Origin of the sequence: Streptomyces sp. NPDC046831 (assembly GCF_040645305.1) — a bacterium.
Lineage (GTDB): Bacteria > Actinomycetota > Actinomycetes > Streptomycetales > Streptomycetaceae > Streptomyces.
The window spans coordinates 23464-36226 of the sequence record NZ_JBEYXZ010000028.1; the positions used below are offsets into that span (position 1 = coordinate 23464).

General features: G+C 73.3%; 10 protein-coding genes and 1 pseudogene. 8 read left to right on the forward strand and 3 right to left on the reverse strand.

Features of this window, described 5'->3' with window-relative positions; genetic code table 11:
- Window positions 1-188 precede the first annotated feature (188 nt).
- The 3 genes and pseudogenes from ABZ920_RS22400 to ABZ920_RS22410 form a co-directional block, all read right to left on the reverse strand.
- Window positions 189-374, reverse strand: a pseudogene (locus ABZ920_RS22400) (type I methionyl aminopeptidase); the annotation flags it as partial.
- A 295-nt stretch (window positions 375-669) separates the two neighbouring features.
- A complete protein-coding gene (locus ABZ920_RS22405) occupies window positions 670-1458 on the reverse strand; it encodes an HAD family phosphatase (RefSeq protein WP_361507724.1) in 789 nt (262 codons plus the stop codon).
- Between the two features lie 268 nt (window positions 1459-1726).
- Window positions 1727-2698: a ScbA/BarX family gamma-butyrolactone biosynthesis protein gene (locus tag ABZ920_RS22410; protein WP_361507727.1), complete on the reverse strand. Its 972-nt coding sequence runs from the start codon at window positions 2696-2698 to the stop codon at window positions 1727-1729.
- 111 nt (window positions 2699-2809) lie between these two features.
- On the opposite strand from ABZ920_RS22410, the gene ABZ920_RS22415 reads away from it, so the two are divergent.
- From ABZ920_RS22415 to ABZ920_RS22450, 8 genes are all read left to right on the forward strand, one after another.
- Complete coding sequence (locus ABZ920_RS22415; protein WP_361507730.1) at window positions 2810-3445, forward strand: ScbR family autoregulator-binding transcription factor; 636 nt, start codon at window positions 2810-2812, stop codon at window positions 3443-3445.
- 216 nt (window positions 3446-3661) lie between these two features.
- A complete protein-coding gene (locus ABZ920_RS22420; protein ID WP_361507732.1) occupies window positions 3662-4504 on the forward strand; it encodes a nitrilase-related carbon-nitrogen hydrolase in 843 nt (280 codons plus the stop codon).
- Entirely contained in the window at window positions 4501-5784 is a 1284-nt protein-coding gene (locus tag ABZ920_RS22425; RefSeq protein WP_361507734.1) for an aspartate aminotransferase family protein, read from the forward strand. Before ABZ920_RS22420 ends, ABZ920_RS22425 begins: the two co-directional genes overlap by 4 nt.
- 30 nt (window positions 5785-5814) lie before the next feature.
- Window positions 5815-7536 carry a PucR family transcriptional regulator gene (locus ABZ920_RS22430; RefSeq protein ID WP_361507737.1) on the forward strand — a complete coding sequence of 574 codons (1722 nt, stop codon included), beginning with the start codon at window positions 5815-5817 and terminating at the stop codon, window positions 7534-7536.
- Between the two features lie 155 nt (window positions 7537-7691).
- A complete protein-coding gene (locus ABZ920_RS22435; RefSeq protein ID WP_361507740.1) occupies window positions 7692-8534 on the forward strand; it encodes a nitrilase-related carbon-nitrogen hydrolase in 843 nt (280 codons plus the stop codon).
- 133 nt (window positions 8535-8667) lie between these two features.
- Entirely contained in the window at window positions 8668-10068 is a 1401-nt protein-coding gene (gene hydA, locus ABZ920_RS22440; RefSeq protein ID WP_361507743.1) for a dihydropyrimidinase, read from the forward strand.
- Between the two features lie 10 nt (window positions 10069-10078).
- Entirely contained in the window at window positions 10079-11101 is a 1023-nt protein-coding gene (locus tag ABZ920_RS22445; RefSeq protein ID WP_361507746.1) for a TIGR03842 family LLM class F420-dependent oxidoreductase, read from the forward strand.
- 118 nt (window positions 11102-11219) lie between these two features.
- The gene (locus ABZ920_RS22450) at window positions 11220-12743 is read left to right on the forward strand and encodes an NCS1 family nucleobase:cation symporter-1 (RefSeq protein WP_361507749.1); all 1524 of its coding nucleotides are present in this window, start codon (window positions 11220-11222) and stop codon (window positions 12741-12743) included.
- Window positions 12744-12763: the final 20 nt, after the last annotated feature.

Genomic DNA, 12763 nt, shown 5'->3' on the forward strand with positions numbered 1-12763 from the left:
CGTCCGCGCGGTGCCCGGCCCTCGTCCCCGGTCGCCCGTCCCGTCCCGGGGGCAGGACGGGCGGCACGCGGGGGCCTGTGCGCCCGGGCGAGTGCGTCCACCTTCCCGCCGACCCGCCGAGCAGGGTCGCCGCGCGCGTCAGCACGTCCGCCGCGTACGGCGAGTGGTTCAGTCCGTGGCGGGGACGCTCACCGCGTGGTGAGGACGCGAGGGCCCGCCGCCGTGATCGCGACCGTGTGCTCGACGTGGGCCGCTCGGGAGCCGTCGTCCGTGCGCAGGGTCCAGCCGTCCAGGTCCGCGTGGTAGCCGTCCGTACCGCCCCCGATCACCATCGGCTCGATCGCCAGGACCATGCCGTGACGCAGGGGGAGACCGGCGCGTCCGCCCGTGGGTCCCGCGCCCGGCGACGCGGGCGGTGCGGGTTCCCGGGCGGTGCGGGCTCGTGCCCGGCGACGCGGGCGGTGCCGGTTCGCGCGCGACGGCCCGGGCGGTGCCGGTCGGCGTGCGGCGACGCGGGCGGTGCGGGTTCCCGGGCGGTGCGGGCTCGTGCCCGGCGACGCGGGCGGTGCCGGTCGGCGTGCGGCGACGCGGGCGGTGCGGGTTCCCGGGCGGTGCGGGCTCGCGCCCGGCGACGCGGGCGGTGCCGGGGGCCGGTCGGCCGGTGCGAGGTCACGGTGAGGTCGTCGTGCCGGAGCGTGTGGGACCGCCCGGCCGGGGCACCGTCGGCGCGGACGGTGCCGAGCGCGGGGCGCCCCGGCCGGCCTCCGGGCGCAGGTCCGTGGGGCGGCTCGCCGCCCAGGCCGCCAGACCGGGGTTGTCCAGCCCGCCGACCCACAGGTCGGCGAGGGCGGCGGCCTCGGGTCCGGGCCGCGGACCCACCCCGACGACCCGCAGTCCCGCGCCGGCGGCGGCTCTCAGCCCGTTGACCGAGTCCTCCACGGCCAGTGCGTCGCCGGGCTTCACGCCGAGGCGCCGCACGGCCTCCGCGTAGGTGTCGGGGTGCGGCTTGGGGCGGACCGGCCCGCCGGGCACGACGAGGTGCCGGAAGTGGTGCCGCAGGCCCACGGACTCCAGGCAGAACTCCACCACGTCCGCGGGGCAGTTGCTGGCCACGGCCAGCGGCGCGACCCGGCTGAGCTCCGCCACCAGGTCCCGCGCGCCGCGCATGGCCACGGGACGGCGGGCGGCGAGGGCGCGGAAGGTCTCCAGGAGGTGCCGTGTCATCTCCTCGGCGCCGTCCGGACGACCGGCGAGCCGGGCCATCAGGGCGCCGCACTCCGTGTAGTGCAGGCCCTTCGCGTGCTCGGCGAACTCCTCGTCGGGAGCGCAGCCGGCGTCGCGCAGGACGATGAAACGGGCTTCCTGCCAGTGCTGTTCGGAGTCCACGAGCGTGCCGTCGCAGTCGAAGACGACGCCTTCCGGCGTCCAGTCGAGGTCGAACATGTGATGTGTCGTCATGAGCTGTTGCCGTTCTGGGGCAGGACGGAACTGCCGGAAGGCGGCACGATCCGCCGGTCAGGAGCGTCGGTGCGCCTGCGAAAAAAGCCTTCACTCGCCGATCGCTTGAATTCGCAGGCGGTCAAGGCCGGTTGACGAATGCGGCGGCCACGCGCAGTGGACTGCGGTGGTCCCGCCGCCATTCGGAACCGGAAACGTAATGAACGTTACGCTCCCTTTCGGGCGTCGTGAATGTTTGCCACCGCAATACGCACGTGTGGGTGACGTTTCACGGGTAGCGCAGAACCCCTTCGGCCGTCGTTCCGCCGTCCTGCCGGAATGCGAAAACGCCGGTGCGGTCCCGGACGGAACAGTGAACGACGGCGGGTGGCGTGTGTTCCGTGAATCTCAGGGCCGACAGGCGGCAGGAGACCGGCCGGACCAGACGTCCTCCGCTGCGCAGCGCGATTGCCTGCCGTGCCGCCTCCAGCAGGGCCATGCCCGGAACGTGGTCCGTGCCGTGGTCGAAGAGGAAGGGGTGGCGGGGGTCGGCGGGGGCGACCAGCAGGTCGTCGCCCGCCACGGTCACGACGAGGTCCGCCTCCGACGCGAGCCCCAGGAGCGCGGGTTCCGGCCGCGCGCCGGCAGCGGCCGGCGCGGGCCCGGCGGCGGCCGGCACGGACGCGGTGGCCGCCGACCGGACCTCCTCGTACCGTGCGGCGTCCAGGAAGCGCGCCCCGCCCGACGCTCGCGCGAAGGTCGTCCTGCCGGTGAGGAAGGCGGCCCGCAGGCGCAGCCCGGTCACCGGACCCCCGTTCCGGCCGGTGCGCAGGTCGCCGACGGACACCAGGCAGGTGATCTCGCCGGCGCCGTGCGGCGCCCGGGGCTCGGCGCCGGGGTCGAGGGTGAAGGACAGGTCGCTGATCAGGAAGCGGGCCGTGCCCGGTACGCCGAGGTGGCGCAGCGGGATGTAGATGCCGAGCTGCCGCAGGGTCTCCGCGATCATCCAGGGGCTGTGCCGTTCGTCGCGCCCGCGGGGGAACGTGGGATGCGAGCGCGTCCACGCGGCGGCGGCGCAGAACGCGAGCGGGCCGTACCGGCGGACGTCGGTCAGCAGGACCTCGGCCACCGAGACCCGGTGCACCAGTTCGCGCTCCACCGTCCTGGAGCGGCTCAGCGACGAAAGGAGGGCGTCGTCCACACCGCGGCCGAATCGGGGTAACGAGGTGTTCGAGTCCCGCGTGCGCTGCCCGGAGTCCATGGAAAAAGGCTAATAAGACTATTGCGGGTCTCGCATGCGCGGTCCTCCCGGTCGCGCGGCAAAGGCCGCTACATTCCTCCTTTGCGACCACCTAGGGACAAGGACGAACGCGTGCAGGAACGTGCGGAGGAAACCCGCAGGGCCGTTTTGCAGGCGGCAGCTCATCTGTTCTACGAACGGGGATATGGGGCCACCAGTATCGCGGACATCAGCGAACGGTCCGGCCGCACCAGTGGCGCCGTCTACTTCCACTACACCAGCAAGGAACAGCTCGCCCTCGCCGTGGTGAACGCCCATTTCGCGGCCTGGCCCGCCCTGGTCGAGCAGCACGAGGCGACGGCCGCGCCGGCCCTGGAGAAACTGGTGCGGCTGAGCTTCGCCGTCGCCCGCGCGTTCCGCGACGACGTCCTCGTCCGCGCGGGCGCGCGGCTGTGGTCCGAGCGGCGCGCCATCGACGTGGACATGCCTCCGCCGTTCGTGGACTGGATCGCCACGGTCCAACGCATGCTCGCCCAGGCGGGCACCGAAGGGGACCTCGCCGCCTCGGCGGACCCGGGTCGCGACGCCGCCACCGTGGTGGCCGCCTTCTTCGGGCTGCACACGCTCTCCGACGTCCTCGACGGCCGCCTGCTGATCGAGGACCGCCTGACCCACCTGTGGCTGCTGCTGCTCCCCGCCCTCCAGGCCGACCCGGCGCCCCAGGCCCTCCTGGCCCGGGCGGTCGCCCCGCTGCCGGCCCCGTCCTGACGGCTGGGGCGTCCGCGCACTGCCGCGGACGCGCCGGCGCGCCCCGGACGGCCCCGTCCACCGGCCCGCCGCTCACCCACCGGAGTGCGAAACGAGATCGACTCGGCGCTTCGCTGACGATGGTCTTGGCAAGGCCGTCACGGAGGCTTACGTTCGACCCTCTACGGCCTGCTCTACGGGTGTAGAGGCTCTGACGTCCCGTCGAAGGAGCAGCTCATGGCCAGCATCGTCCGCGCTGCCCTGGTCCAGGCCACCTGGACCGGCGACACCGCGTCCATGATCGCCAAGCACGAGGAGCACGCCCGTGAGGCGGCCCGGCAGGGCGCGCGGATCATCGGGTTCCAGGAGGTCTTCAACGCCCCCTACTTCTGCCAGGTCCAGGAACCGGAGCACTACCGCTGGGCCGAGCCGGTCCCCGACGGGCCGACGGTGCGCCGCATGCGGGACCTCGCCCGCGAGACCGGCATGGTGGTCGTCGCCCCGGTCTTCGAGGTCGAACAGCCGGGCTTCCACTACAACACCGCCGCCGTGATCGACGCCGACGGCTCCTACCTCGGCAAGTACCGCAAGCACCACATCCCGCAGGTGAGGGGCTTCTGGGAGAAGTACTACTTCAGGCCCGGCAACCTCGGCTGGCCCGTCTTCGACACCGCCGTCGGCCGGGTCGGCGTGTACATCTGCTACGACCGGCACTTCCCGGAGGGCTGGCGCCAGCTCGGCCTGAACGGCGCGCAGCTCGTCTACAACCCGTCCGCCACCCACCGCGGCCTGTCCGCGCACCTGTGGCGGCTGGAACAGCCCGCCGCCGCCGTCGCCAACGAGTACTTCGTCGCCGCGATCAACCGCGTCGGCCAGGAACTCTACGGCGACAACGACTTCTACGGCACGAGCTACTTCGTCGACCCGCGCGGGCAGTTCGTCGGGGACGTCGCCGGCGACACCAAGGAGGAACTCGTCGTCCGCGACCTCGACTTCGACCTGATCGACCAGGTGCGGCAGCAGTGGGCCTTCTACCGCGACCGCCGCCCCGACGCCTACGAAGGGCTGGTGCAGCCATGAGCGACCTGTACGCCCGCCACCGGGCCGTCCTGCCCGACTGGCTCGCCCTCTACTACGACGACCCGCTGGAGATCACCCACGGCGAGGGCCGGTACGTCTGGGACGCCGACGGCCGACGCTACCTGGACTTCTTCGGCGGCATCCTGACGACGATGACCGCGCACGCCCTGCCCGAGGTGACCAAGGCGGTGAGCGAGCAGGTGGGGCGGATCATCCACTCCTCCACGCTCTACCTCAACCGGCCGATGGTCGAACTCGCCGAGCGCGTCGCCCAGCTCAGCGGCATCCCGGACGCCCGCGTCTTCTTCACCACCTCGGGCACCGAGGCCAACGACACCGCGCTGCTGCTCGCCACGACGTACCGGCGCAGCAACACGGTCCTGGCCATGCGCAACAGCTACCACGGCCGTTCCTTCAGCGCCGTCGGCGTCACCGGCAACCGCGGCTGGTCCCCGACCTCGCTGTCCCCGCTGCAGACGCTGTACGTCCACGGCGGCGTGCGCACCCGCGGCCCGTTCGCGCACCTCGGCGACGACGAGTTCATCGCGGCCTGCGTCGACGACCTCAAGGACCTGCTCGGCCACACCCGGGCGCCCGCCGCGCTGATCGCCGAGCCCGTCCAGGGCGTCGGCGGCTTCACCTCACCGCCCGACGGCCTGTACGCGGCCTTCCGGGAGGTGCTGCGGGAGCACGGCGTCCTGTGGATCGCCGACGAGGTCCAGACCGGCTGGGGCCGTACCGGCGACCACTTCTGGGGCTGGCAGGCGCACGGCCGCAGCGGCCCGCCCGACATGCTCACCTTCGCCAAGGGCATCGGCAACGGCATGTCCATCGGCGGCGTCGTCGCCCGGGCCGACATCATGAACTGCCTGGACGCCAACAGCATCTCCACGTTCGGCGGCACCCAGATCACCATGGCGGCCGGCCTCGCCAACCTCACCTACCTCCTGGAGCACGACCTCCAGGGCAACGCCCGCCGCGTCGGCGGCCTGCTCATCGAGCGGCTGCGGTCCGTCGCCGCACAGCTGCCCGGCGTGCGGGAGGTCCGCGGACGCGGACTGATGATCGGCGTCGAACTGGTCGAACCGGGCACCGACGAGGCCGATCCGCGGGCGGCCGCGACGGTGCTGGAGGCCGCCCGCGACGGCGGGCTGCTCATCGGCAAGGGCGGCGGCCACCACACCAGCGCCCTGCGCGTCGCACCGCCGCTCAGCCTCACCGTCGCGGAGGCCGAGGAAGGCGCCGCGATCCTCGAACGCGCGCTGCGCAGCGCCTGGTAGCAGCACCGGCCCGAGCAAGGGAACACCGCCATGGCCACCGCCTCGGAGCCACGGAAACCGCTGTCCCCCGCCCGGCCCGCCGAGCGGCCCGGGCCCGGCCCGCCGCAGCCGCCCCGGGGGCCCGCCCGGCCACCGGAGCCCGCCTCCGGCCGGGCGGCCCAGACCCCCGCGGAACCGCCGGGGCCGGTGCTGTCCGTGCGGCAGGTCCTCACCCTGGAGCGGGTGCGCGCCGGCGAACCCGAGGTGGTCGCCGGCGCGAGCCGGCTCGACCGGCCCGTGCGCTGGGTGCACGTCGCCGAGGCCGCCGACGTCGGCGTGATGCTCAGCGGCGGCGAGATGGTGCTCACCACCGGCGTGCTCCTCGCCGGCGACGAGGACAAGCAGACCGAGTACATCCGCTCCCTGCACCGCGCGGAGGCCGCCGCCGTCGTCCTCGGACTCGGCCGCGCCTTCCCCGCCGCGCCCGACGCGATGCGCCGCGCCGCCGAGCGCTGTGGGCTGCCCCTGGTCGTCCTGCACCGCCCCTTCCCCTTCGCCCAGCTGACCGAGGAGGTCCAGTCCCGCCTGGTGCGGCGCAACTTCGCCGCCGTCAGCCTGTCCGAGGAGGTCCGCACGGCGCTCACCGGACTCATCACCGCGGGCGCTCCCCTGCAGCGCCTGCTCGACGAGGTGGCCCGGCGCAGCGCCTGCCCCGTCGTCCTCACCAACCTCGCCCACCGCGTCCTCGCCACGGCGGGGGAGCGGTCCGCGGTGGACGACGTGCTGCGCGACTGGGAGCGCATCGCCCGGCAGGCATGGGGGCACCACCCAGGCCTTTCAGGCACTGGGGGAGGCAGCGAGGGCGCCGGCTGGATCCGCGCCGAGCTGGGCGGGCGCGGGGAGCGGTGGGGCCGGATCGTGCTGTGCGGGCACCGCGGCGACACCGCCACCGGGCGGCTGCTCGTGGACCGCGCCGCCGAGGCCGTCGTCCTGCACCGGATGCTCGGCGGACCCGCCGCGACCTGGGAGGAGCAGTCCGCGCGCGGCCTGCTGACCGACCTGGAGAGCGGCGTCGTCCCGGCCCGGCAGCTGCTGCCCCGGGCCCGCGCCGCCGGACTCCCCGTCAACCGGCGGACGTTCGTGCCGCTGGCCGTCCGCGACGGCGGCCCCGCCGAACTCGACCGGCTGCTGCGGCTCGTCGGACTGCCCGGACTGGTCGCCGGGTTCGCCGACGGCACCACCGCCGTCCTGCTCAGCCTCGCCCGGGACCAGGACGCCGACGCGCTCACCGCGCACCTCGCCCAGCGGCTGCGCACCGAGTCCGGCGACGCCCGCACGGTCGTCGCCGCCGCGGCACCCCGCACCGCCTGGGACGACGTGCCCGCCGGACTGCGCGAGGCACGGCACGTCGCGCACGCCGTCGGCGACTCCACGGCCGCCCGCGACCTCCCCGCCGTCGTCCGCCTCGGCGACGTCCACCTGCGCGGCCTGATCCGCCTGCTGCGGGACGACCCGCACGTGCAGTCCTTCGCCGAGCGGGAACTGGACGGCCTGCTGGGCCCGGCCGGCGACGACCTGCTGGCCGTGCTGCGGACGTACCTCGCCACCGGCCGCAACAAGTCCCGCACCGCACGGCTCCACCACGTCTCCCGGCCCGCGCTGTACCGCCGGCTGGAGGCCATACAGGCACGGCTCGGGGTGGACCTCGACGACTTCGAGCAGGCCGCGTCCGTGCACATCGCCCTGCTCGCGCACGATGCGCAACAGGAGTGAAACCTGCGACGACCTGGGACGACGGCGGTGAAACATGGGACAGGACCAGGGTGACACGGTGGCACGCCGCACCCCCGCAGACGTGACACGGTGCACCTCACGGCGCGCTCGCCCAGTTCCTACGCTCGCCGCACACCGAGCCAGTGGAGGTCCCGATGAGCAGAGTGATCCGTGCCGCCCTCTTCCAGACCGCCTGGACCGGCGACAAGGAGTCGATGACCGAGGTCCACGAGCGGGCGGCCCGCGACGCCGCCGCGCAGGGCGCCCAGGTGCTCTGCTTCCAGGAGCTGTTCTACGGGCCGTACTTCTGCCAGGTCCAGGACCCGGCGTTCTACGCGTACGCGGAGCAGATCCCCGAAGGACCCGTCGTACGCCGCTTCCAGGCCCTGGCCAGGGAACTGGGCCTCGTCCTCGTCCTGCCGATGTACGAGGAGGAGCAGCCCGGCGTCCTCTACAACACCGCCGCCGTGATCGACGCCGACGGCTCCTACCTCGGCAAGTACCGCAAGACCCACATCCCCCAGGTGAGGGGCTTCTGGGAGAAGTTCTACTTCCGCCCCGGCAACAGCGGCTGGCCCGTCTTCGACACCGCCGCCGGCCGGATCGGCGTGTACATCTGCTACGACCGCCACTTCCCGGAGGGCTGGCGCGCCCTCGGCCTGGCCGGCGCGGAGATCGTGTTCAACCCGTCGGCCACCTCGCGCGGCCTGTCCGGCTACCTGTGGCAGCTGGAGCAGCCGGCGGCCGCCGTCGCCAACGAGTACTTCGTCGGGGCGATCAACCGGGTCGGCGTCGAGGAACTGGGCGACAACGACTTCTACGGCACGTCGTACTTCGTCGACCCCGAGGCGCAGTTCGTCGGCGAGGTGGCGAGCGACAAGGAGACCGAACTCGTCGTGCGCGACCTGGACACGGCGAAGCTGCGCGAGGTCCGCGACCGCTGGCAGTTCTACCGCGACCGCGCGCCGGGCGCCTACTCCCCGCTGACCGCGCCCTGACCGCCGCGCCCCGCCGCGGGCCCGGCCGGCCGGGCCCGCGGCACCGGGCCCCCGGAACCGGCACACCGCCGGCGCCCGCCCGCGGCAGCCGCGGGCTTCCCCCAGAGCACCCACGACCGGAAGGAGAGGGAGCATGAGCCGTACCGTCATCCGTGGCGGCCTCGTCGTCACCGCCTCCGAGGAGATCCACGCCGACGTCCTGATCGAGGACGGCCGCATCGCCGCCCTCGCCGCCTCCGGCACCCCGGCCGCCGACGCGTTCACGGCCGAGCGCACCCTCGACGCGACCGGGAAGTACGTGATCCCGGGCGGCGTCGACGGGCACACCCACATGGAGATGCCCTTCGGCGGCACCTACGCCTCCGACACCTTCGAGACCGGCACCCGGGCCGCGGCCTGGGGCGGGACGACGACGATCGTCGACTTCGCCGTCCAGAGCGTCGGCGGCGCCCTGCGCGAGGGCCTGGACGCCTGGCACGCCAAGGCCGAGGGCAACTGCGCCGTCGACTACGGCTTCCACATGATCGTCTCCGATGTGAACCAGGAGACGCTGAAGGAGATGGACCTGCTGGTGGAGGAGGGGGTGACCTCCTTCAAGCAGTTCATGGCCTACCCCGGCGTCTTCTACAGCGACGACGGCCAGATCCTGCGCGCCATGCAGCGCGCCGCCGGAAACGGCGGCCTGATCATGATGCACGCGGAGAACGGCATCGCGATCGACGTGCTGGTCGAGCAGGCCCTGGCCCGCGGCGAGACCGACCCGCGCCACCACGGCGAGGTGCGCAAGGCCCTGCTGGAGGCCGAGGCCACCCACCGCGCCATCAGGCTGGCGCAGGTCGCGGGCGCGCCCCTGTACGTCGTCCACGTCTCGGCGCGGGAGGCGGTCGCCGAACTGGCCCGGGCCCGCGCCGACGGGGTCAGCGTCTTCGGCGAGACCTGCCCCCAGTACCTCTTCCTGTCCACCGACAACCTCGCCGAGCCGGACTTCGAGGGCGCCAAGTACGTGTGCTCGACGCCGCTGCGGCCCAGGGAGCACCAGGCCGCCCTGTGGCAGGGCCTGCGCCGCAACGACCTGCAGGTGGTCTCCACCGACCACTGCCCGTTCTGCTTCGCCGGCCAGAAGGAGCTGGGCCGCGGCGACTTCTCGAAGATCCCCAACGGCATGCCCGGCGTGGAGCACCGCATGGACCTGCTCCACCAGGCCGTCGTCGACGGGCGGATCTCCCGCCGCCGCTGGATCGAGATCGCCTGCGCCACCCCGGCGCGCATGTTCGGCCTGTACCCGAAGAAGGGCACCATCGCCCCCGGCGCCGACGCCGACGTCGTCGTCTACGACCCGCACGCCGAGCAGGTCATCTCCGCCGCCGAGCACCACATGAACGTGGACTACTCGGCGTACGAGGGCACGCGCGTCACCGGCCGCGTCGAGACGGTCCTCTCGCGCGGCGAATGGGTCGTCACCGAGCGGGAGTTCACCGGACGCGCCGGTCACGGCGTCTACACCCCGCGCTCCACCTGCCAGTACCTCGACTAGGAGTGGCGCCATGGACTTTGGACTCGTCCTGCAGACCGACCCGCCGGCCTCCCGCGTCGTCGGCCTCATGCAACGGGCCGAGCGCAACGGCTTCACGCACGGCTGGACCTTCGACTCCGCCGTGCTGTGGCAGGAGCCGTTCGTGATCTACAGCCAGATCCTCGCCGCCACCGAAAAGCTGACGGTCGGCCCGATGGTCACCAACCCGGGGACCCGCACCTGGGAGGTCACCGCCTCCACCTTCGCCACCCTCAACGACATGTTCGGCAACCGCACCGTCTGCGGCATCGGCCGCGGCGACTCCGCCATGCGCGTCGCCGGCCGCAAACCCGTCACCCTCGCCCGGATCAGCGAGGCCATGCGGGTGATCCGGGCGCTGGCCCGGGGCGAGGAGGCCGACCTCGGCGGCGGCACGGTGGTCAGGTTCCCATGGATCAAGCCGGGCGCCGAACTGCCGGTGTGGATGGCCGCCTACGGGCCCAGGGCCCTGAGGACGGCGGGGGAGCAGGCGGACGGCTTCATCCTCCAGCTCGCCGACCTCTACCTCACCGAGTACATGGTCAAGACGGTGAAGGACGCGGCGGCCGCGGCCGGGCGCGACCCGTCCGACGTCACGGTCTGCGTCGCCGCCCCCGCCTACGTCACCGCCGACGACTCGCCCGGGGCGCTGGCCCACGCCCGCGAGCAGTGCCGGTGGTTCGGCGGGATGGTCGGCAACCACGTCGCCGACCTGGTCGCCCGCTACGGCGAGCATTCGGCCGCCGTCCCCGACGAGCTCACCGACTACATCAAGGCCCGCCAGGGCTACGACTACGCCCACCACGGACGCAGCGGCAACCCCGACACCGCGTTCGTGCCGGACCGGATCGTCGACCGGTTCTGCCTCATCGGTCCCGTCGAAGCGCACGTCGAGAAGCTGAAGGCGCTGCGCGAGCTGGGCGTCGACCAGTTCGCCGTGTACGACATGCACGACGCGCAGGAGGCCGTGATCGACGCCTACGGCCAGAAGGTCATCCCCGCCCTGCGCTCCTGACCCGCCGGCCCCGCCGGCTCCCGTCCCCGCACCCCCTGTCCCCCCTCCCCGCTCCCCCGGGGAGGGGCCGGGCGCCCGCACCGCCCGGCGTCGACCCACCTCATCGATTGGGCTGCCCATGACCGACACCGCACCCACCGCCATACCGCCCACCGCCCAGGTCGCCCTCCCCGACGGGCGCGTGGAACTCGCCCCCGGCAGCGAGCCGCCGAGCGGCCCCTACGCCAACGAGGACCTGCTGCCCGTCCCCGCCGCCCGGCGCACCTGGACCACGTACAACTTCTGCGCCCTGTGGGTCGGCATGGCCCACAACACCGCCTCCTGGACCCTGGCCTCCGGCCTCATCGCCGTCGGCATGGACTGGAAGCAGGCGGTGTTCACCATCGCCCTGGCCAACGTGATCGTGCTGGTGCCGATGCTGCTCACCGGGCACGCCGGACCGAAGTACGGCATCCCCTTCCCGGTCTTCGCCCGCGCCTCCTTCGGCGTCCGCGGCGCCAACCTGCCCGCCGTCGTACGGGCGCTGGTGGCCTGCGGCTGGTTCGGCATCCAGACCTGGATCGGCGGCGAGGCGATCTACTTCCTCGCCGGCAAGCTGATCGGGGACGGCTGGGCGAACGCGGCGACGGTCGGCGGTCACGCCTGGACCATGTGGCTGTCGTTCGCCATCTTCTGGGCGATCCAGGTGGCCGTCATCCACCGGGGCATGGAGACCATCCGCCGCTTCGAGAACTGGGCGGCTCCCTTCGTGCTGGTCGGCGCCTTCGTGATGCTGTGGTGGATGAGCGCCCGGGCCGGCGGCCTCGGTCCGCTCTTCGGCCAGCCGTCGAAACTGGGCTGGGGAGCGGACTTCTGGAAGCTGTTCGCGCCCTCCCTCATGGGCATGATCGGCTTCTGGTCCACGCTCTCCCTGAACATCCCCGACTTCACCCGCTACGGCAGGAGCCAGAAGGCGCAGACGTTCGGCCAGAGCCTCGGCCTGCCGACGACCATGACGCTGTTCGCGTTCCTGTCGGTGCTGGTGACCTCCGGCTCCCAGGCGGTGTACGGCGAGCCCGTCTGGGACCCGGTGCGGCTGGCGGCGAAGACCGACAGCGTGGTCGGCCTGCTCTACGCCCTGGTCACCGTGCTGGTGGCCACCCTGTCGGTCAACATCGCGGCCAACCTCGTCTCCCCGGCCTTCGACTTCTCCAACGTCGCCCCCCGGCGGGTCAGTTTCCGGGCCGGCGCGCTCGCCACCGCCGTGCTCGCCGTGCTGATCTGCCCGTGGAAGCTGTACTCCGACCCGCAGGGCTACATCTTCACCTGGCTCGGCCTGGTCGGCGGCCTGCTCGGCACCGTGGCCGGCATCCTCGTCGCCGACTACTGGATCCTGCGCCGGTCCGCCCTGGACCTGGCCGACCTGTACCGGCCGGGCGGGCGCTACTGGTACCGCGGCGGCTGGAACTGGCGGGCCGTCGTCGCCTTCGCCGTGGGCGGTGTCCTCGCCGTCGGCGGCGCGGACCTGCATCCGCTCTTCGACGGCCGGCCCGTCCCGGCCCTGTCCGCCCTCGCCGACTACGGCTGGGCGGTGGGCCTCGGCACCTCGATGCTGCTGTACCTGGCCCTCATGCTCACCCGGCGGCCGCGCGCTGCCGTCTGACGCGCCGTCGGGGCGGTCCG